Below are 23,869 nucleotides of genomic sequence, written 5' to 3'. Positions count from 1 at the left end.
GCCCGCGCACCCGCTCGGTGGGTGTCGACCTTGGTCGACACTGCCGGCCAGCGGCCGGCACCGCTCTGGTAGCGCCGGGCCATGCCCGGCGGCTTTCCGACCAGACACCTTCGACTCCGGATGCAGCCCGCGCTGCGCGCTCGCCGGGCATGGCCCGGCGCTACCCCCGGCTCAGGGCTTGGCCTTCTCCGGCAAGCGGTACAGCTCTTTTTCGTAGGCCAGCGTGCCCCACATCGCGTAGGCATGTGCGCGTCGTGCCAGTTCCGGCCGCAGCGGCTGCGGCTGCAGCTGGTCGCTGGCCGGGTCATAGCGGAAGCCCTGCGCGGGCTTGTCCGGCTGCAGGATGGCCACATCGTTGCCCTCCATCCACGCCAGGTTGCGGTCGTATTGCATCAGCGCGCGCCCCGGCTGCAGCCGCTGCAGGTCGGTCAGGTCCTGTCCCACCGCCGGCGTGGGATCGGCAATGCCCAGCAGTGACAGCAGGGTCGGCGGCAGATCGATCTGGCTGACGATGCGGGTATCGCGGCGTGCCTCGATGCCGCCGCCGAGGATCAACCCGGGAATATGGAAGTTGCCGATCGGCACCATGTTCTTGCCGAACACCCGCGAATCGTGGTCAGCCACCACCAGGAACACGGTGTCCTCCCAGTACGGTGAGGCCATCGCCTTGCGGAAGAACTCGCCCAGCGCGTAGTCGGCGTACTTGGCAGCGTTGTCGCGGGTCTGTTTCGGCTGCTCGTACAGGTCGATGCGGCCGTCCGGGAACTCGAACGGATCGTGGTTGCTGGAGGTGAACACCAGGCCGAAGAACGGCTTGCCCTGCGCTTTCAGCTGCCGGAACTGCTGGTCGGCGCGGCCGAACAGGTCTTCATCCGATGCGCCCCAGGAGCCGACAAATGCCGGCTTGCGGTAATCCTTGCGGTCCACGATGCGGGTGAAGCCGTTGGCGAGGAAGAACTCGCGCATGTTGTCGAAGTGGCTTTCGCCGCCGTAATAGAAGCCGGTGTCGTAGCCATGCCGCCCCAGCACATCGGCCAGGGTGAAGAATCGCTGGCGGCTGGCGGGCAGCTTGACCACCGATTCGGCCGGCGTCGGCGGAAATCCGGTCAGTACCGCCTCGATGCCGCGTACCGAACGCGTGCCGGTCGCATACAGACGCTCGAACGCCCAGCCCTGTGTGCTCAGGCGGTCGTAATTGGGCGACAACGGCCGTCCGCCAAGACTGCCGATGAACTGCGCGCCCAGGCTTTCTTCCAGCACGATCACCAGATTGCGCGGCTTGCCCTGGTACTGCGGCGGACGCAGCGCCAGGCTCGGCAATGCGTCGGAGACATACGCCGATGCCGGCAGGCCGCTGCTGGCGCGCAGTTCGCTGACCACTTCGGCCAGCGGCAGGTCACCGTAGACGCGCGAGGTTTCGCTGCGGGTCGCCAGCTGCCGCGCGGCATAGCCGACGGTGTACAGCGAATTCAGCGGCAAGGCATTGATGGTCGGGTCGGTCGAGAACGCCACCAGTGCCGGATTCAAGGGCCGATGACCCAGGCTGGAACGCACACCCAGCGCCGCCAGCAGCAGCACCAGGAACGCCAACGGCAGCCGCCACAGCCATCCCGCTTCGACTGCGACCATCGGGCTGTTGCCGACCCAGCGCCGCGACCCGCGAAGCAATGCCCAGAACAGCACGACCACCGCGGCAACTTCGATCACCACCGCCAGCAGATGCCCGCGCAGCAGCGTCATCCCGACTTCTTCGGGATAGATCAGATATTCCAGGAACAGGCGATTGGGACGCAGGCCGTATTCGGCCATGAAGCTCGGCGTGGCCAGCTCCATGAACACCAGCAGCACGCTGGCCAGGACCAGCCACCACCGCAGCAGATGGCGCCACGCGCGTCCCACGCGTCCTTCCAGCGGCAACAGCAGCGCCAGCACTGCCGGGATGCCGTACAGCAGGCACAGGGTCGACACATCCACCCGCAGCCCCTGCAGGAACACCGTGGCCCAGCCGTCAGCAGCACTGACCCGCGCGGCGTGCCACAGCGCCAATCCCAGTCGCGATAACGACAGGGCGACCAGGCCAAACAGGAAGAAGGCGGCAATCGGACACAGACGCCGGTACAGCGACACCCACACAGCTCGGAGCATGAAAGGAATCCAGAAATGGAGCAAAGGACACCCATGCCCCATCCTTGGCAGCGGGCCACACCGTACAACGTGCAACCCGACACAACAGCCGGCGCAGCGAAACCATCCGCCGGCACCTTCAACGCCTACTGCGGCTTCGATCAGGCCTCAGCAGTGAGCGGCGACGGTTCCCCAACCGCCTCCGCTTCACCCCCTGCCGGGCATTCGCAGAACGTCCAGCCGGCCTCGCACAATACACTGTGATGACAGTCGAGAGTTGACCGCCGTGGCGGTCCCCAGGTTCCCGCCACAACGCGTCGAGAGCGCCGCGCTAGCCTCGCCAGCGCTCCAGCACTGCCGCGCAATCGGCCAGGTGCCAACAGGCCATGCCGGGCCACGGGTTGTCCGGAGCATTGACCAGCAGCGTGCGACTGCCCGCCGCGCGGCCGCATTCCAGATCGAAGCGGTAGTCGCCCACCATCACCACCTGCGAAGGTTCCACCTGCCAGCGCCGCAGGAAGTACTGCAGCCCGGCGGGGGACGGCTTCGGCTCGGCCTCGTCACGGCCGATGATGGCGTCTTCGGCAAATACGTCACCCAGCCCGATGGCCTGCAGGGTGACCTGCGCCAGGCTGCGCACGTTGCGGGTCAGGATGCCCAGACGGCAACCGGTGCCCTGCAGCGTGCGCACCAGCGCCACCGCCCCCGTCGCCGGCTGAGACGCAGCGGCCAACGCACGCTCGTGCGCCAGCAGCCAGGCATGCTTGGCGCTGGCCTCCGCGGCCGGCAGCCCGGCCAGGTGGGTGAGGATGTCATCCTCCTGCGGAATCGCCAGTTCGCGCTTGATCCGCGCGAAATCATGCGCTGCCACGGTCAGCGTGCCATCCATGTCGAACACCCAGTGGCGGATCGTCGACAGCGCCGGCGCCGCCACCCGTGCATCCACGGTCAATGCCACCACGCCGGCATGCGGCTGGCATCCACGCCACCGGTCTCGAACACGGCCGTGCGCGTGCCACCGGCTTTGACCGGGAATTCGATGCTGATCGACTTGCCCTTGGCTGCCAGCTTCCACAGCGCCTTCTGGTCGGTGATGAACATGGCTATCGCCTCGTCGGTCTTCGGCCGCCATGCCGCCATGGAGATCGGCTTGCCACCGTCCACCGTGACCTTCACCGTGCACTGCGGGCAGCGGAAATCGCCGGCCTGCAGCACCAGGTAGGCATGACGCTTCCATTCGGGATGATCGCGGAACACCAGCTGCACCGGCTTGGCGCCGCTGCCATCCACATCCACCCGTTCCTTGCTGAAGATCTGTGCCGACACCTGGTTGCCCTTGCTGCCGACCGGAATCTGGTTGTACTGCCACAGCCCCTGCATGCGGCGCAGATCACGCGCGGCATCACCCTTGGCCTTGACCTCGTCGAAGCCGGCGGCGATGCGCTCGGCGGCGGCGGTGTCCTTGTACTGGTCCAGCAGCGAGGCGCCATGCAGGCGCGCGCGCTCCCAGTCCTGCGCGGCCACGGCCATGTCGTACTGCTTGGCAACGTCTTCGGCCTTGGCTTCCTTCTGCGCCTGCACGGCGGCAGCGGCGGCCTCCTGCGCCTTGCGTTCTTCCTCGGGGTTGCTGCAGGCGGCCAGGGCCAGGGTGCAGGCGGTGAGCAGGATCAGTCGTTTCATGGCGGAGTACTTTACGGGTGCATGCCGATTCTATCGGCAGCGAAAAGCGGATACAGCAACGGCGGGTTTCCCCGCCGTTGCTGGTGAAGCAGTGTCTGGGTTGCCGGCCAGCGGCCGGCACTCCCGTTTACTTCGCTTCAGCCTTGGCCAGCATGTCCTGCACCGAGGCGGTGGTGATCGGGTGGTAGCCCGGCTTGGCCTTCTCGAACGCCTGCTTGGCCAGTTCCAGCCCCTTCGGGGTCTTCACCAGTTCGGCGTAGATCGGCAGGATCAGCTTGCGACGACCGACACGCTCGATGAACGCAGCCGCCGCTTCATTGGCCTGCTCGTAACCGCTGCGGATGGTCAGCGGGTACCAGCGCATGGCGATCTCGCCATTCGGGGTGCCGGTGAAGTGGAAGGCCTTGTCCAGCGTGGCCAGCTTGTCCAGCGGCTGGGTGGCGCCCAGGCCGTCGATGAAGCGGACCCACTCCTGGGTGCTCCACTCGGCGATCACCTGGCTGCTCGGCACAGTGCCGGCGCTGGCGAAGGCGATGCGCGCGGTATCCACGCTGCTGAAGTTACGCGACTGCGCCTTGGCCGCGAACGCCGGAATGCCCGGCTCGTCCAGCCACGCCTTCAGTTCGGCTTCGGTGACCGCCGACGGATTCTTCGGCAGCAGGTTCTTCTTCAGGTACTCGACGAACTGGTCGGTGTTGGCGCTCTGGAAGGCGTGGTCATCGAACCAGCCGCGCAGGAACGGATCGAAGGTTTCGCGGCCGAAACGCTGTTCCAGGAATTCCAGGAACCACGAACCCTTGACGTAGGCCACTTGGCTCAGGGCTTCGTCCGGGTCACGCTCGTTCAGCGGCGGCAGCGCCAGTGCCTGGTCGGCCGGGCTCATGTCCTTCACTTCGGCCAGCAGATCGGTCTGGTCGATCTGCTTTTCCATCTCGGCCATCTCCTTGCCGTACAGGGCTTCGGTGATGCGGCCCTGGACGTAGGTGGTGAAGCCTTCGTTGAGCCAGATGTCCTTCCAGCTGGCGTTGGTCACCAGGTTGCCCGACCAGCTGTGTGCCAGTTCATGGGCGACCAGCGAGACCAGCGACTTGTCGCCGACGATCACGGTCGGAGTGGCGAACGTCAGGCGCGGGTTTTCCATGCCGCCGAACGGGAACGACGGCGGCAGCACCAGCATGTCGTAGCGGCCCCAGCGGTATTCGCCGTACAGCTTTTCGGCGGCACCGATCATCTTCTCGGTGTCTTCAAATTCCTTGGCAGCCTTGTTGACCATGGTCGGCTCGGCCCAGACGCCGGAACGGCCGGAGATCGGCTCGAACACCAGGTCGCCGGCCGCGATGGCCAGCAGGTAGGACGGAATCGGCTGCGGCATCTTGAAGGTGTAATCACCGTCACGCGCGGCCTTGGGATCGTTGTCGGCGCTCATCAGCACCATCACGTCCGGGCGCGAGACCACGTGCGCGCTGTAGGTGAAGCGCACGCTCGGGGTGTCCTGCAGCGGCACCCAGGAACGGGCGTGGATCGCCTGCGACTGGCTGAACATGAAGGGCAGCTTCTTGCCCTCGGTCATCGACGGCGCCAGCCACTGCAGGCCCGACGCGGTCGGTGCGGTGTGGTAGGTCACCTCGACCTTGGCCGGCTGGTCCGGGGTTTCGATGGTCAGCTTGCTGCCGAACACCTTGTCCACCGGGGCCAGCACGAACTGCAGCGGGCTGCGCGCGCCGTCGGCGGCGATCGCTTCGACCTTGGCGATGCTCAGCTCGCGGGTGTCCAGCACCAGCTGCTTGGCATCCTTCTGCTTCCATTCCAGGGTGTAGGTGGCGGTGCCGCCGATCTGCTTCTGGTCGAAGTCCAGCTTCAGATCCAGCGCGATGTCCTTGACGACGACCTTGTCCGGCTCGGCGTACGAGCTTTCATCGTGGCTGCGGTTTTCGGCGTTCACGGGGGCGGCGGGAGCCTTCTGGGCAGTCGGGGCGGCGGCGGGTGCGGCCGCCTCCTGGGAGCAGCCGGCGGCCAGGGCCACGGCCAGCGGAAGGAGCATCAGCGGATTGCGCATGAATCGGGACCGTTACGGGGATCAAACCCCAATGGTACCTCTCCCCCGGCCGGGAAGCGTTGCGCGGTGCGGGGTAATGGCGGCGGGCGCGCGGTGGGGGCCCATGCCGACCAAGGTCGGCATCTACAGGTAGGTGCCAACCTTGGTTGGCACGGATACATCATCGCTCGCGGCGGGCGTGTGCCAACCAAGGTTGGCACCTACCAAAGCGAGGCTTACAGCTTGTAGCCGGAGTGGATCGAGACGATGCCGCCGGTCAGGTTCTTGTAGTGGCAGCGCTCGAAGCCCGCCTGCCCCATCATCGCCTTCAGCTCTTCCTGCGGCGGATGCTTGCGGATGCTCTCGGCCAGGTACTGGTAGCTGTCCGAATCGTTGGCGAACAGCTTGCCCAGCTTCGGCAGGATCTTGAACGAGTGGAAGTCGTAGATCGGCTTGAACCAGTCCGCGGTGACTTCGGAGAACTCCAGCACGCGGGCCTGGCCGCCCACCTTCAGCACGCGGTACATCTCGCGCAGGCCGGCGTCCTTGTCGGTCACGTTGCGCAGACCAAAGGCGATGGTCACCAGGTCGAAGCTGTTGTCCGGGAACGGCAGGGCTTCGGCATTGCACTGCACGTAGTCCAGGCCGAGCACCAGGCCGCGGTTGGTCAGGCGGTCACGGCCGACCGACAGCATGCCGGCGTTGATGTCGCCCAGCACCACCGAACCCTCGGCACCGACCCGCTCCTTCAGCAGCGCGGCGATATCGCCGGTGCCTCCGGCCAGGTCGAGCACGCGGTCACCCGGCTTCACCTGCGCGGTGGCTACGTAGTAGCGCTTCCATGCCCGGTGCACGCCCATGCTCATCAGGTCGTTCATCAGGTCGTAGTTGCGCGCGACCGACGTGAACACCTGGCCGACCAGCTTCTGCTTGTCCTTGGCGTCAACGTCGCGGAACCCGAAATGGGTGGTACCGGATTTGTAGGGGGATTCGCTCATGCCCCCGATTATCGCACCGCCGGGCCCCTGCGGGGAACGCTGGCCGTATCATGGCGCCCCACGACCTACCGGAGCCCCGCATGATCACCACGCCCGACTACCAGGCCCTGCTGCAGACCGCCATCGCCGAAGCCCGCCAGGGCTTGGCCGAAGGCGGCGTGCCGATCGGCGCGGCGCTGTACCACAACGACGGCCGCCTGCTCGGCTGCGGCCACAACCGCCGCGTGCAGGAAGGCGACCCGTCCGTGCATGGCGAGACCGATGCCTTCCGCAAGGCCGGCCGCCAGCGCCGCTACCAGGACACCATCATGGTCACCACCCTGGCTCCGTGCTGGTACTGCTCGGGCCTGGTGCGGCAGTTCAACATCGGCACGGTGGTGGTCGGCGAGTCGCGCACCTTCCAGGGCGGCATCGACTGGCTGCGCGAAAACGGCGTCAACGTGATCGACCTGGACAGCCAGGAATGCGTCGACCTGCTGGGCGGTTTCATTGCGCAACATCCGGAAATCTGGAACGAAGACATCGGCGAATGAGCATCCGCCACGGCTGATGAGCCCGCCTTGATGAACGCTTCAGTGCCGGCACAGCCTTGTGCCGGCAGCGTCTGCACGCTTCAACGTGAACTGCTGCGCAGTCAGCTGCGTGTAGTCAACACGCGCCACTAACATCCTGCTGCGCAGCCACGTCTAGGGTGGAATGCAACCGGGGCCCCCGCCCCGGCTTGGAGACGACCATGCAAGCGCATGCCGTACGTCCTCCCAGCGACCCGGCCCTGGCCGTGATCTGGGACCGACTGCAGCAGCAATACGCACTGCACCAGCGCAGTGCCCCGTTCTGGAGCGCCTACCAGGACATGCAGCAGGATCTGCTGCTCGACCATCCCCGCGACCTGGTGCGCCTGTGCAATGCGATGGCCGCCATGGCCGAACGCCTGGGTGCAGTTGAACACGCACAGCTGCTGCGCCATCGCCACGCTGGCTGCACATCGCGCTGACGCGGCATGCACCACCGTCCGGGCCAGACTGTAACGGGCCCCACTCCCTTTCACCTTCAACCGATTGGATCGTCATGCACGCTGAAGTTCCCGCCATTCCCCCGGTCATCAATGTCGATGCGGAGCTGGATTACTGGCGCCGCCAGCACGCCGATGGCGCACTCGCGCACACCTCGTTCGGCACCTATGTGCCGTGGATCAAGTTCGCCTGTGATTCGCTGATCACCCAACCACGCGCCAGCAATGCGCAGCGCGATGAGCTGTTCCAGACCCAGTACGCCCTGCAGATCATGCCGCGCATGACCGAAGCGCAGGCCCGCGAATTCGTCGAACGCTGCTGGCAGCACGTCTACCTGGCCAGCCCGGTGCGCAGCCAGGAAGCACCGCGCCTGCGCGCCTGAGCCCACGCTCGACTGCACGGCACCTGCACGGCCACGTGCCGATGATCGTCATCATTCCAGTGGAACGATGACGATGAGCGCAAGGAACCTGTTCAATACGATCGCCAAGAAGGCCGCGGCCGCCACCGGCTCGCCGTGGACCTTCCTGGCTGCGGTGTCGATCGTCGTGCTGTGGGGCATCAGCGGCCCGATATTCAAGTTCAACGATACCTGGCAGCTGGTGATCAACACCGGCACCACGATCATCACCTTTCTGATGGTGTTCCTGATCCAGCACACGCAGAACTCGGACACGGCGGCAATGCAGATCAAGCTGGATGAACTGATCCGCGCCACCGCCGAAGCCAACAACGAGCTGTTGGACCTAGAAGAGCTGGACGAAGAGCGCCTGGAAGAGATCCGCGCCGAGTACGAGAGGATGGCGCGCGAAGCCGGCGACGCGCTGACCCGGGTACGCTCCTGCCGCAGCGAGCGGCGGGACGACGAAGCGGTGTGACCGGTGGTGCTTGCCGCTGGCCGGCAACTGCACGATCTCCGATGATCGCGACCCTCTGGTAGCGCCGGGCCATGCCCGGCGAGCGCGCAGCGCGGCCTGCTTCAGGCGCCCTGAAAGTCGGGTATAAGAGCCGCCGGGCATGGCCCGGCGCTACCGGAATGCCCACATACGGATGACGCTCCACCTGCGCGCAGACTGGAGGATCCCCACAAGAATCAGTGGCGATTACCGATACGAGGAGACACGCCGTTCCCACAGGCTGGCTTCATGTCCAGTCGTCATCTCGCCCGTGGCCGCGATTCCCGGGTCGATAGCTGCTATGTGCTCACCACTGTCGTACGGCAGCGGCGTCGGGTTTTCGAAGACCCCGACCATGCCGCATGCCTGCTGGAAGCGTTGCGGTTCGTGGAACGTGCAGGCATGAGCCGCTCCTTTGCCTGGGTCATCATGCCCGATCATCTCCACTGGCTGGTACAACTGCGCAGTGGAACGCTTGCCCGACTGATGGGAACGGTGAAGTCACGCAGCAGCCGGCAGTTGGGGCAACAGTTCGGCGTGGATACACCGCTTTGGCAGCCCAGCTACTTTGACCATGCGGTGCGCCATGAGGAAGCCTTGAGGCGTCACGCGCTCTTCATCCTGGGCAATCCCATCCGGGCGGGACTCACCGACCAGTTGGATGAGTATCCATTTGCGTGGTGCCGCTGGCCAACGCGGTAGCGCCGGGCCATGCCCAGCGAGCGCGAAGCGCGGTCTGCTTCAGGCGCCCTGAATATTGGGTGGAAGAGCCGCCGGGCATGGCCCGGCGCTACCGGAATCAGCGCGGCTTACCCGCGCTCGTGCCAGCCGCCGCCCAGCACCTTGTACAGCGTGATGCGGTTGGACTGCTGCGCCAGCTGCGTCTGCAGCTGTGTCTGCTGCGCGTTGTAGGCGGTACGACGTGCATCCAGCAGGGTGACGAAGCTGTCCAGGCCAGCGTCATAGCGTGCCTGCGACAAGCGGTTGGCCTGCTCGGCCGCTTCCACCAGGCGCTGCTGCGAGGCGGCCTGCTCATCCAGGCTGACATTCAATGCCAGCGCATCGGCGGTTTCGCGGAAACCGCTCTGGATCGACTTTTCGTACTGCGCCAGCGCGATATCGCGATCGGCGTTGGCCACTGCCAGGTTCGCGCGCAGCTTGCCGCCCTGGAAGATCGGCAAGGTGATCTTCGGCAGGAAGCTCCACACCCGCGTGCCGCTGTCGAACAGGCCCGACAGTTCACCCGAACCACTGCCGATGCTGCCGGTCAGCGAGATGCTGGGGAAGAACGCAGCGCGTGCGGCACCGATGTTGGCATTGGCGGCCAGCAGCTGATGCTCCGCCGCCATGATGTCCGGCCGCTGCAGCAGCACGTCGCTGGGCAGGCCAGCCGGCGGCGGTGCCAGCGCAAGCACCTGCGGCGCGATGCTGTCCGGCAGCAGCGCCGGATCCAGCTGGCCACCGGCCAGCAGCGCCAGCGCGTTGCGGTCCTGGGCCAGCTGCCCGCGCAGACGCGCCGCATCGGTGCGCGCGGTCTCGACCAGGGTGCGGGTCTGGGTCAGTTCCAGCGCCGAACTGCCACCACGCTCATGGCGTGCTTCGGCCAGCCGCAGCGAATCCTCATAGGTCTTCACCGTGGCTTCGGCGATCGCCAGGCGCTGTTGGTCGGCACCGTAGGTCAACCACGCGGTGGCGGTCTCGGCCACCAGGCTCAGCTGTGCATTGCGACGGTTGGCGGCTACAGCGAAGTACTGCTGCAGCGCGGCTTCACTCAGGTTGCGCACGCGACCGAACAGGTCCAGTTCGAACTCGGCCACGCCGACGCCCGCGCTGAACTGCTCGGTCACCGGCACGTCGCCGCCGCGGCGGTCCATCTGCCCGGTCACGGCCACGCCCGGCACGCGGTCAGCGCGCTGCACACGGTACTGGCCGCGCGCCTTCTCGACGTTGAGCACGGCCACGCGCAGGTCGCGGTTGTTGTCCAGCGCCTGGCCGATCACCTGCTGCAGGCGCTCATCGGTGAAGAAGTCGCGCCAGCCGACCGCGGCCACATCGGCCACTTCGCCCTGCGCGGCTTCCGCCGGCCACTGCGACGGAATGGCCGGGGCCACTGCGGTGTTCTTCGGCGCGAGGGTGCCGCACGCGCTGAGCGCCAGCGCGGTGGCAAGGGATATTGCAAGAGAAGAGAATTTCATAGCGACACCTTGGGGGTCACGGTGGTAGCGCCGGGCCGGGCCCGGCGACTATGCGGTGAGGCATCCGCCGGGCAGGGCCCGGCGCTACCGGTTGTCATCACTCGGTGGCGTTGCGCTTCTTGAACACGCGCTGCACCACGACGAAGAACAGCGGTACGAAGAACACGCCGAGCACGGTGCCGACCACCATGCCGCCGAGCACGCCGGTGCCGATCGCCTGCTTGGCGCCGGAGCCGGCACCGCTGGAGATCGCCAGCGGCAGCACGCCCATGCCGAAGGCCAGCGAGGTCATGATGATCGGACGCAGACGGTCGCGCACTGCATGCATCGTCGCTTCGATCAGCCCCGCGCCCTTCTCCAGATGCTCCTTGGCGAACTCGACGATCAGGATCGCGTTCTTGCTGGTCAGGCCCACCGTGGTCAGCATCGCCACCTGGAAATAGATGTCGCGCTCCATGCCGCGGAAGGTATTGGCCAGCACCGCACCGAGGATGCCCAGCGGCGCCACCAGCAGCACCGAGGTCGGCACGCTCCAGCTTTCGTACAACGCAGCAAGGCACAGGAACACGATCATCAGCGACAGCGTGTACAGCAGCGGCGTCTGCGAGCCCGCCTGGCGTTCCTGGTAGGACATCGCCGTCCACTCGACGCCGAAGCCCGCCGGCAACTGCTTGGCCAGCTGTTCGATCTCGGCCATGGCATCACCGGAGGCCACGCCCGGGGCCGGTTCGCCCTGGATTTCGGTGGCCGACACGCCGTTGTAGCGTTCCAGGCGCGGCGAACCGTAATCCCAATGCTTGCTGGCGAAGGCGCTGAACGGAACCATCTCGCCCTTGTCGTTCTTCACCGACCAGAGATCGAAGTCCTCCGGCACCATGCGGAACGGCTGGTCAGCCTGCACGAACACGCGCTTGACGCGGCCGCGATCGATGAAGTCATCGATGTACGAGCTGCCCCACGCGGTGGCCAGGGTGGTGTTGACCTGATCGATCGACAGGCCCAGCGAGCTGGCCTTGGCCACATCGATATCGATGCGGAACTGCGGGGTGTCTTCCTGGCCGTTCGGACGCACGTTGGCCAGCTTCTTGCTGCCGGCCGCCAGGCCAAGCAGCTGGTTGCGGGCCGCCAGCAGTGCCTCATGGCCCTGGCCGCTGTTGTCCTTCAGGAAGAAGGTGTAGCCCGAAGCCGTACCCAGCTCCGGAATGGCCGGCGGCGGGAAGGCAAAGATGAAGGCATCCTTGATCTGCCCCAGTGCAGCCATCGCACGTCCGGTGATCGGCATCACGCCATTGTCGGCGTCACGATCCTTCCAGTCCTTCAGCTTGACGAAGGCCATGCCCGCGTTCTGGCCCATGCCGGCGAAGCTGAAGCCCTGCACCGAGAACACCGATTCGACGGCACCCTTCTCGTTTTCCATGAAGTGCTTTTCGAGCGCGGCGATCGATTCCAGCGTGCGCTCCTGGGTTGCGCCCACCGGCGCCTGCACCAGCGCCATCAGCACGCCCTGGTCTTCATTGGGCAGGAACGAGCTGGGCAGGCGCACGAACAGCACGCCCATCAGCAGGAACAGCGCAGCGACGATGCCCATGAACCGCCACGGGCGATGCAGGATGCCGCGCACGCCGCGCTGGTAGCTTTCGCTGGTACGGTCGAAGCCGCGGTTGAAGCCGTTGAAGAAGCGACCGGCGAAACCGCGATGGGCGACATGGTGCTCGCCCTTCTTCAGCGGCTTGAGCATGGTCGCGCACAGCGCCGGCGTCAGCACGATCGCCACCAGTACCGACAACGCCATCGCCGACACGATCGTCGCCGAGAACTGCCGGTAGATCACACCGGTGGAGCCACTCATGAAGGCCATCGGCACGAACACCGCCGACAGCACCAGGCCGATACCCACCAGCGCACCGGTGATCTGGCTCATCGACTTGCGGGTGGCTTCCAGCGGCGACAGGCCCTCTTCGGACATGATGCGCTCGACGTTCTCCACCACCACGATGGCATCGTCCACCAGCAGGCCGATGGCCAGCACCATCGCGAACATGGTCAGCATGTTCACCGAGAAGCCCAGCACCGACAGCACGCCGAAGGTACCCAGCAACACCACCGGTACGGCGATGGTCGGGATCAGGGTGGCGCGGAAGTTCTGCAGGAACAGGTACATCACCACGAACACCAGCACGATCGCTTCGAGCAGGGTCTGCACCACGCCCTTGATCGACACGCGCACGAACGGGGTGGTGTCGTACGGGATCTCGGCCTTCAGGCCGGCCGGGAAGAAGCCTTCCAGTTCCTTCAGGGTTTCATCGACACCGGCCGCGGTATCCAGCGCGTTGGCGCCGGTGGCCAGGGTGACCGCCAGGCCGCTGGCCGGCTGGCCGTTGTAGCGGGTGACGAAGTCGTACGACTCGGCGCCCAGCTCGACGCGGGCAACGTCGCCCAGGCGCAGTTCGGCACCGTCCTGCGCGCCGCGCACGATGATGTTGCGGAACTGTTCCGGGGTCTGCAGGCGCGACTGCGCGTTGATGGTGGCGTTGAGCTGCTGGCCCTTCACCGACGGCGCACCACCCAGCTGGCCGATGGCCACCTGCGCGTTCTGTGCCTTCACCGCGGCAACCACTTCCGGCACCGACATGCCGTAGGTGTGCAGCTTGTTCGGGTCCAGCCAGATGCGCATGGCGTACTTGCCACCGAACACCTGGATGTTGCCCACGCCCGGCACGCGGCTGAGACGGTCCACGACATTGGAGCCGACGTAGTCGGCGATGTCGTTGGCATCCATGCTGCCGTCTTCGGACACGAACGCGATGACGTTCAGGAAGCCCGAGCTGGACTTGGCCACGTTGATGCCCTGCCGCTGCACTTCCTGCGGCAGCAGGGGCATCGCCAGCTGCAGCTTGTTCTGCACCTGCACCTGGGCGATGTCGGGGTTGGTACCGCTCTCGAAGGTCAGGGTGATGGTGGCCTGGCCGTTGGACGAGCTGTTGGAGGAGAAGTAGATCAGGCCATCAAGACCCTTCATGTTCTGCTCGATGATCTGCGTCACCGAGTCTTCGACCACCTTGGCCGAAGCACCCGGGTAGCTGGCGCTGATTTCCACCGCCGGCGGTGCGACGTTGGGGTACATCGAGATCGGCAGCTTGAACAGGGCCAGGCCGCCGGCGAGCATGATGATGATCGCGATGACCCACGCGAAGATGGGTCGATCGATGAAGAAACGTGCCATGGGGTTCTCCGCTTACTTCGCGCCTGCGGCCGCAGCTGCAGGTTGGGCGGCGGCCGGCTTGGCCGGGGCGGCGCCCTGTTCGGTGGCATTCACGGGCATGCCCGGGCCGATCTTCTGCAGGCCTTCGACGATGACCTTGTCGCCGGCCTTCAGGCCGTCCTCGACCAGCCACTTGTCGCCGACGGTGCGGCTGACCTTGACCGGGCGCACTTCGACCTTGTTGTCCTTGCCGACCACCATCGCGCTGGTATCACCCTTCGGATCGCGGGCGATGCCCTGCATCGGCACCAGCACCGCGTCGCTGCGCACGCCGCCGCCGATCACCGCGCGCACGTACATGCCCGGCATCAACAGGCCGTCGGGGTTGTCGACCTTGACCCGCAGCGCGAAGCTGCCGGTGGCCGGATCGACGCTGACTTCGGAGAACTCCAGCGTGCCCTTGTGTTCGAAGGTGCTGCCGTCTTCCATCAGGATGCTGACCGGCGTCTGCTGGTTGTCCTGCAGGCGGCCGGCGGCCAGTTCGCGGCGCAGCTGCAGCAGCTCGGCCGAGGACTGGGTGAGGTCGACGTAGATCGGGTCCAGCTGCTGCACGGTCGCCAGCGCAGTTGCCTGGCCGGCGCTGACCAGCGCGCCCTGGGTGACGCTGGACTTGCCGATGCGGCCGCTGATCGGCGCGGTGATGCGCGCATAACCGAGGGTCACGTTGGCGGCATCCAGTGATGCCTTGGCGGCGCCGACATCGGCCTCGGCCTGCTTCTGCGCGGCCACGGCGTTTTCCAGATCCTGCTGGCTGACCGCGTCGACCTTGGCCAGCTCGGTGATGCGCTTGGCGCTCAGGCGCGCCGCATTGGCGGTGGCTTCGGCGCGGGCCAGCTGTGCACGCGCACTGTTGGCCTGGGCGCGATAGCTGGCGTCCTCGATCTGGTACAGCGGCTCGCCGGCCTTGACCATCCCACCCTCGGTGAAGAGGCGCTTGGCGACGATGCCATTGACCTGCGGGCGCACTTCGGCCACCAGGAAGGCATTGGTGCGGCCCGGCAGCTCACGGGTCAGGCCGACGGTTTCGGACTTCAGCGTGACCACGCTGACCTGGCCCGGCCCCTGTTCGGGCGCCTGGGGTTGGCCGCCGCAGGCAGCGACGGTGGCAGCGATCGCCAGCGACAACGCGAAGGGTCGGATTCGGCTCAGCAACATGATGGGAATGGCTCTTGAGGGGAGGGATCTCAGCAGGCGCTGATACGACGGACCCTCCCCTTGCAGGAGCGGAGACCGCGCGGACAGCGCCCACCCGGGTGGAGTGGGAGCCAGGACAGGCCTGCCACGCACACGACGGGAATGATGGGAGGGAAATATACATACATGCGTGTTTGTTTGTAAACCGGTACAATTCAGCCACGTTTCACGCTAACTCGTACCCACTCATGGCCCGAAAGACCAAAGAGGACACCCAGGCGACCCGGGAAGGCATCCTGGACGCCGCCGAAACCTGCTTCCACGAGCATGGCGTCGCCCGCACCACGCTGGAGATGATCGGCGCCCGCGCCGGCTATACCCGCGGTGCGGTGTACTGGCACTTCAAGAACAAGGGCGAAGTGCTGGCGGCGATGATCGAACGGGTACACCTGCCTTTCATGCAGGAACTGGAGCGCACCTCCAGCGACCAGCGCGATACCCCGGTGCACGATCTGCGCGCGGTGATGATCCACTCGTTCATCGAGCTGTCCGAGGACGAGCGCCTGCGCAAGACCATGGAGATCATGCTGCGCAGCGATGCCTCGGCTGATACCAGGGTACTGACCGAACTGCAGCAGGCCGGCTTCCGCGATGCCCTGGACCGGATGGAACGCGCCCTGCGCCGCGCCCAGGACCTCGGCCAGCTGCGCGACGGCGCCGACCCGAAGATCGCCGCGCGCATGCTGCACGCCACCGTGCTCGGCGTGCTGCACGGGGCGATGGTCGAGCCGGACCTGATGGACCTCAAGCGCGATGGCATGCTGGCGCTGGACATGACCCTGGCCGCCTACGTGAAGGAAGGCGTGTTCGTACCGGGTTCGGTTCCGGAGCCGCTGCCGGAGCGGTAGATGCCGACCTTGGTCGGCGAGCCATTTGTATGCCGACCAAGGTCGGCTACTACCAGAGCAACGCACCTCAAAGAAAAGGCCGCCTTTCGGCGGCCTTTTCGCATTCCCGGTTACAGGATGTAACGGCTCAGGTCCGGGTCCTGCACCAGTTCACCCAGGTGCGCATCGACATAGGCACTGTCGATGGCCAGGGTTTCACCATCGCGGTCCGGTGCTTCGTAGCTGAGCGAATCCAGCAGGCGCTCCAGCACGGTATGCAGGCGGCGCGCACCGATGTTCTCCTGGCGTTCGTTCACCTGGAAGGCGATCTCGGCCAGGCGGTCGATGGCATCGGTGGTGAAGCTGACCTTGACGCCTTCGGTGGCCAGCAGCGCTTCGTACTGCTTGGTCAGCGCAGCCTTCGGCTCGGTCAGGATGCGCACGAAATCAGCCTTGCTCAGCGCACCCAGCTCCACGCGGATCGGGAAGCGACCCTGCAGTTCCGGGATCAGGTCGCTGGGCTTGGCCAGGTGGAACGCACCCGATGCGATGAACAGGATGTGGTCGGTCTTTATCGTGCCGTACTTGGTGGACACGTTGGAACCTTCCACCAGCGGCAGCAGATCGCGCTGCACGCCTTCGCGCGAGACATCGCCACCGCCCACGTTGTCACCCCGCTTGGCGACCTTGTCGATCTCGTCGATGAACACGATGCCGTGCTGCTCGCAGGCTTCGATCGCGGCGGTGCGGATATCGTCCTCGTTGACCAGCTTGCCGGCTTCTTCTTCCTGCAGCAGCGGGCGCGCGGCCTTGATGGTCAGCGTGCGCTTGTGCGCCTTGGCGCCACCGCCGAGGTTGGCGAACATCGACTTCAGCTGCTGGCCCATTTCCTCCATGCCCGGCGGGGTCATGATGTCCATGCTGACGTTGGCGGTCAGGTCCAGCTCGATCTCGCGATCGTCCAGCTCGCCGTTGCGCAGCATCTTGCGGAACTTGATGCGGGTCTCGTTGTCCTGCGCCGACGGTTCGTTGCGCGCCGCCTCCGGGTCGAAGCCGATGCCACCGCTGCGGCGCGGCAGCAGCGCATCGAGGATGCGGTCTTCGGCGCGCTCTTCGGCCTGCGTGCGCACGCGCACCTTGGCCTGCTCGCGGTACAGCTTGACGGCGGTATCGGCGAGGTCGCGGATGATCTGCTCGACATCCTTGCCGACGTAGCCGACTTCGGTGAAGCGGGTCGCTTCGACCTTGACGAACGGCGCGTTGGCCAGCGTGGCCAAGCGTCGCGCGATCTCGGTCTTGCCGACGCCGGTCGGGCCGATCATCAGGATGTTCTTGGGCATGACCTCGTTGCGCAGCTCGGGCTGCAGCTGCATGCGGCGCCAACGGTTGCGCAGGGCGATGGCGACCGCGCGCTTGGCGTCATGCTGGCCGACGATGTGCCGGTCCAGTTCCTGCACGATCTCGCGCGGGGTCATGGTGGCGGAGGAAACTTCGATCTTGTGCGGCATGGGTGTGCTCACGAATTCGTTGTCGGTAGCGCCGGGCCATGCCCGGCGGATCGGGAATGCCTGTGACGGTTCCCCGTCACAGCTCCTCGACCACCACGTTGCGGTTGGTGTAGATGCAGATGTCGCCGGCGATGTTGATCGCTTCACTGGCGATGGTGCGTGCGTCCAGTTCGGTGTGCGCCATCAGCGCACGTGCAGCGGACAGTGCATAGGAACCACCGGAGCCGATGGCGATGATGCCGTCCTCCGGCTCGATCACGTCGCCGGTGCCGCTGATGATCAGCGAGGTTTCCTTGTCGGCCACGGCCAGCAGGGCTTCAAGCTTGCCGAGGCGACGCTCGGTGCGCCAATCCTTGGCCAGCTCCACCGCAGCGCGCTGCAGCTGGCCGTGTTTTTCCAGCTTGGCTTCGAACAGCTCGAACAGGGTGAAGGCATCGGCGGCGGCACCGGCGAAGCCGGCCAGCACCTGCCCATCGCGGCCGAGGCGGCGGACCTTGCGTGCGTTGCCCTTCATCACCGTGTGGCCGAGGGTGACCTGGCCGTCGCCGGCAATGGCCACGTGCTCGCCGCGACGAACGCAGACGATGGTGGTGGCGTGGAAAACGGTGGGATTCTGACTGGGGTCCATGATGCCTCCGGGGTGACAGAACCAGAGGTGGGGACTGCCCTGCGCCCTTCAAGCCACCCGCGACCGGCTGCCGCAGGGGCAGCGTTCAGCTTTGTTCGCCGCTGCCGGTGTCACTGCGGCGCTTCGCGCGCGGGTGCGCCGCATCGTAGACCTTGGCCAGGTGCTGGAAATCCAGGTGCGTGTAGATCTGCGTGGTGGCAATGTCGGCATGGCCGAGCAGTTCCTGCACACCGCGCAGGTCGCCGGAGGATTCCAGGATGTGGCTGGCGAAACTGTGCCGCAGCATGTGCGGGTGAACGTGCTTGAACAGGCCTTGGCGCTGCGCCAGCTGGCGGATGCGGATCTGCACCGCGCGCTGGCTGATCGGCCCGTTGCGGCCGGGAAAAACCGGTGCGGCGGCACCACCGCCGCTTTCGCTGCGCCAGGTCAACAGCGCCTCGCGTGCCGGCTTTCCGAAGGGAACGCGACGTTGCCGGTTGCCCTTGCCCATCACGTTGACCAGGCCACTGGCGAAATCCAGGTCGCGCCAGGTAAGCGCGCAGACTTCGCTCAAGCGCAGGCCGGAGGAATAGAACAGTTCCAGCAGCGCGCGGTCACGACGACCCAACTCGCCTTCCGGTTCCAGTTCAACCAGCTGCACGGCTTCGTCGGCGTCGAGTACCTGCGGCAATCGTCTCGGTGCGCGCGGTGCCTTCAGCGTCGCTGCGGGGCTGGCCTCGATACGGCCATGCTTGAGCAGCCAGGCGTAGAAGCTGCGGCAGGCCGACAACCGGCGCTGCAGGCTCTTGGCCGACAGGCCACGGCGGTGTTCGTCGGCAACGAACTGGCGCACCGCGTCGATATCCAGCGCCTCCACGGCCACGCCGCGGGGTTCGGCCCACACCGACAATGCGTCCAGGTCGCGGCGGTAGGCATCGAGCGTATGCGCCGACATCCGCCGCTCCACCTGCAGGTGCTGCAGGAACGCCTGCACCGCGCTCATCGTCGTCGTTTCCCGCTCAATCCGCGAAGCGCTTGAGCCCGGTCACCAGCGCCTCGCCCATCATCCGCAGGAACAGCGTGCCCATGCCGGGATAGAAACGGTTCGGATCATGGCTGCCCACCGCGATCAGGCCAACGCCCGGCAACGGCAGCAGCGCGGTGGTCTGCACTTCCTCGCTGCGCGCGCCGTACAGCACCGCGTTCTTGTCGCTGTGCAGGCGGCCACAGATCGGCTCGCCATCCTTCAGGCAATCGCGGAACGGGCCCAGCTGCGCATCATCGGCAGCCAGCACCTGCAGCCACTCGGCCTGCTCCAGCCCGGCCACCGGCGCATGCACCACCAGCCGCACCAGATCGCCGGCGAAGTCTTCCTGCAGTGATGCCGCCATCGCACGCAGCGTATCGGCGGCGTTGTCCTGCTTCATCAGGGCCAGGGTGAGCTGATGCGTGCGCACCGCCAGCCGCTCGTTGACCTGCGCGGTCGCGCCCAGGTCGGCCAACCGTCGCGCCAGCTCGCGGTTCTTCTCGCGCAGCACTTCCAGCTGGTAGCTGGCCAGCGATGCGGTCGGGCCGTCATCGCGTGGCACCACCAGGGTCAGCGCCAGGTCCGGGAACTGCTTGAGGAAGCCCGGATGACGCCGCAACCAGGCGGCGACTTCATGGGCACCGAGCTTGTCGACGGTCTCAGTCATGCGATCCACTCCCCTTTGAAGACGAATGCGGTCGGGCCCGCCATCACCACCGGCTGGCCATCGCCCGGCCACTGGATGCGCAGGTCGCCACCGGGCAGGCTGATGCGTGCATCGCGCTGCAGGCGGCCGCGATGCATCAGAGTCACCGCAGCCGCGCAGGCGCCACTGCCGCAGGCCAGGGTTTCACCCACGCCGCGCTCGAACACGCGCAGGCGCACATGTTCCGGGCCCATCACCTGGGCGAAGCCCACGTTCACCGACTTCGGGAACGAGGCATGCTGCTGCAGCAGTCCGCCCACGCGCTCGACCGGTGCGGCGTCGACCAGGCCCACCTCGATCACCGCGTGCGGATTGCCCATCGACACCGCCGCGAAGCGCACGGTCTCACCCTGCAGTGGCAGCAGGTATTCCTCGCGCGGGTGGGCGAAGCCGATCAGCGGCACCTGCGCCGGTTCGAACAGCGGCACGCCCATCGCCACCGCGTACTGGCCATCGCCGAGGACTTCCACGGCGTGGCTGGCCAGCGGGCTGTCGATCACGAAGCGATCGCCCTGCGCACTGCCCTCGCGCACCAGCCAGGCCGCGACGCAGCGCGCGCCGTTGCCGCACTGCTCGGAATTGGAACCATCGGCGTTCCAGATGCGGTACGAGGCGACCGAGCCTTCGGCGCGCGGCGGCTCGATGGTCAGGATCTGATCGCAGCCGACGCCGGTATGGCGGTCGGCCAGGCGTGCGGCCAGTTCCGGGGTGGGCGGCGGGGTGCCGTCGCGCAGGTCGATCACTACGAAATCGTTGCCCGCGCCGTGCATCTTGCTGAAGCGCAGGCCATTGCTACCGGCCTTACTCATTCCCGTCGTCCACCTTCTTGGCCGGGTCCGGGGTGACCGACGGACTGCCGTCACCGGTGCTCTGGGTGGCCGCGGGCGTGGTGTCGGCATCAGCGGCCGGTTCGACGGTTTCTTCCACCGGCACCGGCTTCTGCGGCAGCACCAGCGGGCCCTTGTTGCCGCATGCGGCGAGGAACAGCAGCGAGGCCGCTGCCAGCGGAATCAGGATGACATTGCGATGGGGGATGTTCATGCCCCGAGTATAGCCATTGGCGGCTGAGCGGTTGGTGCAGGGTGCCGCGCCACGCATCCGCCGGGCATGGCCCGGCGCTACCGCAATCCGGCACCCGTGGTAGCGCCGGGCCATGCCCGGCGGGAGAGATCAATCGGCCGGCGGCAGCGGCCGGGTCCACAGCCAGATCGCCACCACGGTCATGCTGCCGATGGAGAACCACTTCACCCAGGCCACCGGCACACACCACAGCATGATGCCGGCACACACGGCCATGGTGATCGTGGCCATCCATTTGCCGTAGCGGCTGACCGCACCATGTGCCTGCCAGTTGGCGATGGCCGGGCCAAAGCGCGGGTGCTGCAGCAGCCAGCCGTGCAGGCGCTCGGAGCCGCGCGAGGCGGCCCAGGCCGAGATCAGGATGAATACGGTGGTGGGCAGCCCCGGCACGAAGATGCCGACGATGCCGGTGCCCAGGCTGGCATAGGCCAGCAGCCACCACGCCCAGCGGAACCGCACCGGCCGGGTGGGCGCAGGCAGATCCTGGGTGGCGGGCGGTTCGGGCAGATTCATCGCGCAAGGATACCCAGCGCAGGTGGCGGCGGCGATATCACCGCCGCCACGATGCGTCATTCCGTCGCAGCGCCGGCAGCCGGCGTTTCGATGCCCAGCTGCTGCAGCACGAACGCATACGACTCGGACAGTTCGCGGTAACGCTGGAAGCGCCCGGACTTGCCGCCGTGGCCGGCTTCCATGTTGGTGCGGAACAGGATCGGGAAGTGGCCGGTGTTGTCATCACGCAGCTTGGCCACCCACTTGGCCGGCTCCCAGTACTGCACCTGCGAATCCCACAGGCCGGTACCCACGAACAGCGACGGATAGGCCTGCTTTTTCACGTTGTCATAGGGCGAGTAGGACAGCATGTACTCGTAGTACGGCTTCTGCTCGGGGTTGCCCCACTCGTCGTACTCGTTGGTGGTCAGCGGGATGGTCGGGTCGAGCATGGTGGTGACCACGTCCACGAACGGCACCTGCGCCACCAGTACACGGTAGTCCTGGGGCGCCTGGTTGGCGATGGCGCCCATCAGCAGGCCACCGGCGCTGCCACCGGAGGCGGCGACACGATCCTTCGCCGCCCAGCCCTGTACCACCAGGCCACGGGTGACGTCGATGAAGTCGTTGAAGGTATTCTGCTTGTGCAGCAGCTTGCCGTTCTCGTACCAGTCGCGGCCCATTTCCTGGCCGCCACGGATGTGGGCGATGGCATACACCACGCCACGATCGAGCAGGCTCACCGCGGTCTGGTTGAAGTACGGGTCCATCGACATGCCGTAGCTGCCGTAGGCGTACTGGAACAGCGCGCCGGTGCCATCCTTCTTGTAGCCCTTGCGATAGACCAGCGACACCGGCACCTTCACCCCGTCGCGCGCGGTGATCCACACCCGGTCGGTCTCGTACTTCGAGGCGTCATAGCCGATCACCGGCTGCTGCTTCAGCTGGCGACGCTCGCCGTTGGTGGTGTTCAGTTCGTACACCGTGGTCGGCGTGGTCATCGACGTGTAGACGTAGCGCAGCCACGTGGTGTCAGCCTCGGTGTTGTCGCCCAGGCCCATCGAATAGGCCGGTTCGTCAGCCTTCACGTAGTCGCTGCGACCGTCCTTGAACAGCAGGCGGATGCGCTCCAGGCCTTCGGAACGTTCGGCGATGGCGGTGTAGGTATCGAACAGTTCGAAGCCTTCGATGAACACCGCATCGTCGTGGGCGATCCAGTCCTTCCACTGCGCGCGCGAGGTGGCGTCGGTCGGTGCGGTCACCAGCTTGAAGTTCTTCGCACCATCGTTGGTGCGGATCACCCAGCGGCCATCGTAGTGGTCGGCGTCGTACTCCACGTCGCGCTGGCGCGGGGCGAGCACGGTGAACGTGGTCGGGTCGCTGGCTGGCGCGTAGCGCTCTTCGGAGGACACGGTGCTGTGCACGCCGATGGTGATGAAGCGATCGTCGCGGGTGCGGCCGATGCCCATGTAGAAGCTGTCGTCCTTTTCTTCGTAGACGACGGTGTCGGCGCTGGCCGGGGTGCCCAGCACGTGCTTCTTCACCCGTACGGTCAGCAGGGTTTCCGGATCGTTCTCGACGTACAGCACGGTGCGGTTGTCATCGGCCCAGACCAGGTCGCCGGAGGTGCCGGTGATCGTGTCCGGCAGCACCGCGCCGGTGCGCAGGTCCTTGAAGCGGATGACGTACTGGCGGCGGCCCACGTCATCATCGGCCCAGGCCAGCAGCTGGTTGTCCTGGCTGACCTCCATCGAGCCGACGCTGAAATAGCCCTTGCCGGCAGCCATCGTGTTGACGTTGAGCAGGACTTCCTCCGGTGCGTCCATGCTGGCCTTGCGGCGCGCATGGATGGGATAGTCCTGGCCGGTTTCGTAGCGGCTGTAGTACCAGTAGCCGCGCTCGCGCGCCGGCACACTGGCATCGTCCTGCTTGATGCGGCCGACGATCTCGCCGTAAAGCGCATCCTCCAGCGGCTTCAGCGGTGCCAGCAGCTGGTCGGCGTAGGCGTTCTCGGCCTGCAGGTAGGCCAGCATGGCCTTGTCCTCGCGCTTGTCGTCGCGCAGCCAGTAATAGTCATCGTTGCGGGTCGCGCCGAACGGCGCCTTGACCACGTGCGGACGCTTCTCAACATCCGGCGGAACGGGCGGGGTGGCGGCGGTAGCGGTGCTGGTCATCAGGCTCGCAAGCAACAGGCAGAGAGTGGATTTCATGAAATAAGGCTCCTT

General features: G+C 66.3%; 22 protein-coding genes. 6 read left to right on the top strand and 16 right to left on the bottom strand.

From position 1 onward, the window contains the following. Positions 1 to 171: 171 nt before the first annotated feature. From HFK18_RS07935 to ubiE, 5 genes are all read right to left on the bottom strand, one after another. Positions 172 to 2,145, bottom strand: coding sequence for an LTA synthase family protein (locus tag HFK18_RS07935; protein WP_180165592.1), 1,974 nt, complete (start codon positions 2,143 to 2,145; stop codon positions 172 to 174). Positions 2,146 to 2,455: 310 nt separating this feature from the next. Beyond that, a complete protein-coding gene (locus HFK18_RS07930) occupies positions 2,456 to 3,085 on the bottom strand; it encodes an HAD family hydrolase (RefSeq protein WP_343202952.1) in 630 nt (209 codons plus the stop codon). Continuing rightward, positions 3,073 to 3,804, bottom strand: a complete 732-nt coding sequence (locus tag HFK18_RS07925) for a hypothetical protein (protein ID WP_100553586.1) — start codon at positions 3,802 to 3,804, stop codon at positions 3,073 to 3,075. The genes HFK18_RS07930 and HFK18_RS07925 overlap by 13 nt, the downstream gene beginning before the upstream one ends. A 127-nt stretch (positions 3,805 to 3,931) precedes the next feature. After that, a complete protein-coding gene (locus tag HFK18_RS07920; RefSeq protein ID WP_100553587.1) occupies positions 3,932 to 5,860 on the bottom strand; it encodes a M1 family metallopeptidase in 1,929 nt (642 codons plus the stop codon). Between the two features lie 215 nt (positions 5,861 to 6,075). Beyond that, a complete protein-coding gene (gene ubiE, locus HFK18_RS07915) occupies positions 6,076 to 6,837 on the bottom strand; it encodes a bifunctional demethylmenaquinone methyltransferase/2-methoxy-6-polyprenyl-1,4-benzoquinol methylase UbiE (protein ID WP_032976541.1) in 762 nt (253 codons plus the stop codon). A gap of 80 nt (positions 6,838 to 6,917) precedes the next feature. Here ubiE and HFK18_RS07910 point away from each other — a divergent pair, with 80 nt between their 5' ends. The 5 genes from HFK18_RS07910 (at position 6,918) to HFK18_RS07890 (ending at position 9,448) form a co-directional block, all read left to right on the top strand. Further along, positions 6,918 to 7,370: a nucleoside deaminase gene (locus HFK18_RS07910; RefSeq protein ID WP_005411083.1), complete on the top strand. Its 453-nt coding sequence runs from the start codon at positions 6,918 to 6,920 to the stop codon at positions 7,368 to 7,370. A gap of 200 nt (positions 7,371 to 7,570) precedes the next feature. After that, positions 7,571 to 7,831: a hypothetical protein gene (locus HFK18_RS07905; protein WP_180165590.1), complete on the top strand. Its 261-nt coding sequence runs from the start codon at positions 7,571 to 7,573 to the stop codon at positions 7,829 to 7,831. A 74-nt stretch (positions 7,832 to 7,905) separates the two neighbouring features. Then, positions 7,906 to 8,232 carry a hypothetical protein gene (locus tag HFK18_RS07900; RefSeq protein ID WP_099820615.1) on the top strand — a complete coding sequence of 109 codons (327 nt, stop codon included), beginning with the start codon at positions 7,906 to 7,908 and terminating at the stop codon, positions 8,230 to 8,232. Positions 8,233 to 8,305: 73 nt separating this feature from the next. Then, a complete protein-coding gene (locus HFK18_RS07895; protein ID WP_099820614.1) occupies positions 8,306 to 8,728 on the top strand; it encodes a low affinity iron permease family protein in 423 nt (140 codons plus the stop codon). Between the two features lie 267 nt (positions 8,729 to 8,995). Further along, a complete protein-coding gene (locus tag HFK18_RS07890; protein ID WP_180165588.1) occupies positions 8,996 to 9,448 on the top strand; it encodes a transposase in 453 nt (150 codons plus the stop codon). A gap of 107 nt (positions 9,449 to 9,555) precedes the next feature. Here the strand turns inward: HFK18_RS07890 and smeF are convergent, their stop codons facing one another. From smeF to smeD, 3 genes are all read right to left on the bottom strand, one after another. Beyond that, the gene (gene smeF, locus HFK18_RS07885; RefSeq protein WP_180165586.1) at positions 9,556 to 10,941 is read right to left on the bottom strand and encodes a multidrug efflux RND transporter outer membrane subunit SmeF; all 1,386 of its coding nucleotides are present in this window, start codon (positions 10,939 to 10,941) and stop codon (positions 9,556 to 9,558) included. Between the two features lie 97 nt (positions 10,942 to 11,038). Then, entirely contained in the window at positions 11,039 to 14,164 is a 3,126-nt protein-coding gene (gene smeE, locus HFK18_RS07880; protein ID WP_032976546.1) for a multidrug efflux RND transporter permease subunit SmeE, read from the bottom strand. Between the two features lie 12 nt (positions 14,165 to 14,176). After that, positions 14,177 to 15,358 carry a multidrug efflux RND transporter periplasmic adaptor subunit SmeD gene (gene smeD, locus HFK18_RS07875; protein ID WP_099820612.1) on the bottom strand — a complete coding sequence of 394 codons (1,182 nt, stop codon included), beginning with the start codon at positions 15,356 to 15,358 and terminating at the stop codon, positions 14,177 to 14,179. A 227-nt stretch (positions 15,359 to 15,585) separates the two neighbouring features. Here smeD and smeT point away from each other — a divergent pair, with 227 nt between their 5' ends. Beyond that, positions 15,586 to 16,245, top strand: coding sequence for an efflux transporter SmeDEF transcriptional repressor SmeT (gene smeT / locus HFK18_RS07870; protein ID WP_180165584.1), 660 nt, complete (start codon positions 15,586 to 15,588; stop codon positions 16,243 to 16,245). Between the two features lie 110 nt (positions 16,246 to 16,355). On the opposite strand, the gene hslU is transcribed toward smeT, so the two are convergent. The 8 genes from hslU to HFK18_RS07830 all read right to left on the bottom strand — a co-directional run bounded on the left by hslU (position 16,356) and on the right by HFK18_RS07830 (position 23,854). Beyond that, positions 16,356 to 17,732, bottom strand: a complete 1,377-nt coding sequence (gene hslU / locus HFK18_RS07865) for an ATP-dependent protease ATPase subunit HslU (protein ID WP_025877282.1) — start codon at positions 17,730 to 17,732, stop codon at positions 16,356 to 16,358. Positions 17,733 to 17,808: 76 nt separating this feature from the next. After that, positions 17,809 to 18,360: an ATP-dependent protease subunit HslV gene (gene hslV, locus HFK18_RS07860; protein WP_025877284.1), complete on the bottom strand. Its 552-nt coding sequence runs from the start codon at positions 18,358 to 18,360 to the stop codon at positions 17,809 to 17,811. 85 nt (positions 18,361 to 18,445) lie between these two features. After that, positions 18,446 to 19,342, bottom strand: a complete 897-nt coding sequence (gene xerC, locus HFK18_RS07855) for a tyrosine recombinase XerC (protein ID WP_180165582.1) — start codon at positions 19,340 to 19,342, stop codon at positions 18,446 to 18,448. Positions 19,343 to 19,358: 16 nt separating this feature from the next. Continuing rightward, the gene (locus HFK18_RS07850; RefSeq protein WP_025877290.1) at positions 19,359 to 20,033 is read right to left on the bottom strand and encodes a DUF484 family protein; all 675 of its coding nucleotides are present in this window, start codon (positions 20,031 to 20,033) and stop codon (positions 19,359 to 19,361) included. Beyond that, positions 20,030 to 20,881 (bottom strand): diaminopimelate epimerase, encoded by an 852-nt coding sequence (gene dapF, locus HFK18_RS07845; protein WP_180165580.1) that lies wholly within the window; start codon positions 20,879 to 20,881, stop codon positions 20,030 to 20,032. The genes HFK18_RS07850 and dapF overlap by 4 nt, the downstream gene beginning before the upstream one ends. Continuing rightward, a complete protein-coding gene (locus HFK18_RS07840; protein ID WP_100553596.1) occupies positions 20,874 to 21,113 on the bottom strand; it encodes a lipoprotein in 240 nt (79 codons plus the stop codon). The genes dapF and HFK18_RS07840 overlap by 8 nt, the downstream gene beginning before the upstream one ends. Before the next feature lie 129 nt (positions 21,114 to 21,242). Further along, a complete protein-coding gene (locus HFK18_RS07835) occupies positions 21,243 to 21,665 on the bottom strand; it encodes a YbaN family protein (protein ID WP_180165578.1) in 423 nt (140 codons plus the stop codon). Between the two features lie 56 nt (positions 21,666 to 21,721). After that, positions 21,722 to 23,854 (bottom strand): S9 family peptidase, encoded by a 2,133-nt coding sequence (locus HFK18_RS07830; RefSeq protein ID WP_180165576.1) that lies wholly within the window; start codon positions 23,852 to 23,854, stop codon positions 21,722 to 21,724. Positions 23,855 to 23,869: the final 15 nt, after the last annotated feature.

The organism is Stenotrophomonas sp. SbOxS2, assembly GCF_013416715.1.
GTDB classification, from domain to species: domain Bacteria; phylum Pseudomonadota; class Gammaproteobacteria; order Xanthomonadales; family Xanthomonadaceae; genus Stenotrophomonas; species Stenotrophomonas lactitubi.
Note: the sequence above shows the minus strand (reverse complement) of the source record. Positions and strands in the feature narration are given on the sequence as shown.

Coding starts and splice junctions, on each gene's coding strand:
- HFK18_RS07935 (WP_180165592.1), bottom strand. CDS start 2,145: ATGCTCCGAGCTGTGTGGGTGTCGCTGTACCGGCGTCTGTGTCCGATT.
- HFK18_RS07925 (WP_100553586.1), bottom strand. CDS start 3,804: ATGAAACGACTGATCCTGCTCACCGCCTGCACCCTGGCCCTGGCCGCC.
- HFK18_RS07920 (WP_100553587.1), bottom strand. CDS start 5,860: ATGCGCAATCCGCTGATGCTCCTTCCGCTGGCCGTGGCCCTGGCCGCC.
- ubiE (WP_032976541.1), bottom strand. CDS start 6,837: ATGAGCGAATCCCCCTACAAATCCGGTACCACCCATTTCGGGTTCCGC.
- HFK18_RS07910 (WP_005411083.1), top strand. CDS start 6,918: ATGATCACCACGCCCGACTACCAGGCCCTGCTGCAGACCGCCATCGCC.
- HFK18_RS07905 (WP_180165590.1), top strand. CDS start 7,571: ATGCAAGCGCATGCCGTACGTCCTCCCAGCGACCCGGCCCTGGCCGTG.
- HFK18_RS07900 (WP_099820615.1), top strand. CDS start 7,906: ATGCACGCTGAAGTTCCCGCCATTCCCCCGGTCATCAATGTCGATGCG.
- HFK18_RS07895 (WP_099820614.1), top strand. CDS start 8,306: ATGAGCGCAAGGAACCTGTTCAATACGATCGCCAAGAAGGCCGCGGCC.
- HFK18_RS07890 (WP_180165588.1), top strand. CDS start 8,996: ATGTCCAGTCGTCATCTCGCCCGTGGCCGCGATTCCCGGGTCGATAGC.
- smeF (WP_180165586.1), bottom strand. CDS start 10,941: ATGAAATTCTCTTCTCTTGCAATATCCCTTGCCACCGCGCTGGCGCTC.
- smeE (WP_032976546.1), bottom strand. CDS start 14,164: ATGGCACGTTTCTTCATCGATCGACCCATCTTCGCGTGGGTCATCGCG.
- smeD (WP_099820612.1), bottom strand. CDS start 15,358: ATGTTGCTGAGCCGAATCCGACCCTTCGCGTTGTCGCTGGCGATCGCT.
- smeT (WP_180165584.1), top strand. CDS start 15,586: ATGGCCCGAAAGACCAAAGAGGACACCCAGGCGACCCGGGAAGGCATC.
- hslU (WP_025877282.1), bottom strand. CDS start 17,732: ATGCCGCACAAGATCGAAGTTTCCTCCGCCACCATGACCCCGCGCGAG.
- hslV (WP_025877284.1), bottom strand. CDS start 18,360: ATGGACCCCAGTCAGAATCCCACCGTTTTCCACGCCACCACCATCGTC.
- xerC (WP_180165582.1), bottom strand. CDS start 19,342: ATGAGCGCGGTGCAGGCGTTCCTGCAGCACCTGCAGGTGGAGCGGCGG.
- HFK18_RS07850 (WP_025877290.1), bottom strand. CDS start 20,033: ATGACTGAGACCGTCGACAAGCTCGGTGCCCATGAAGTCGCCGCCTGG.
- dapF (WP_180165580.1), bottom strand. CDS start 20,881: ATGAGTAAGGCCGGTAGCAATGGCCTGCGCTTCAGCAAGATGCACGGC.
- HFK18_RS07840 (WP_100553596.1), bottom strand. CDS start 21,113: ATGAACATCCCCCATCGCAATGTCATCCTGATTCCGCTGGCAGCGGCC.
- HFK18_RS07835 (WP_180165578.1), bottom strand. CDS start 21,665: ATGAATCTGCCCGAACCGCCCGCCACCCAGGATCTGCCTGCGCCCACC.
- HFK18_RS07830 (WP_180165576.1), bottom strand. CDS start 23,854: ATGAAATCCACTCTCTGCCTGTTGCTTGCGAGCCTGATGACCAGCACC.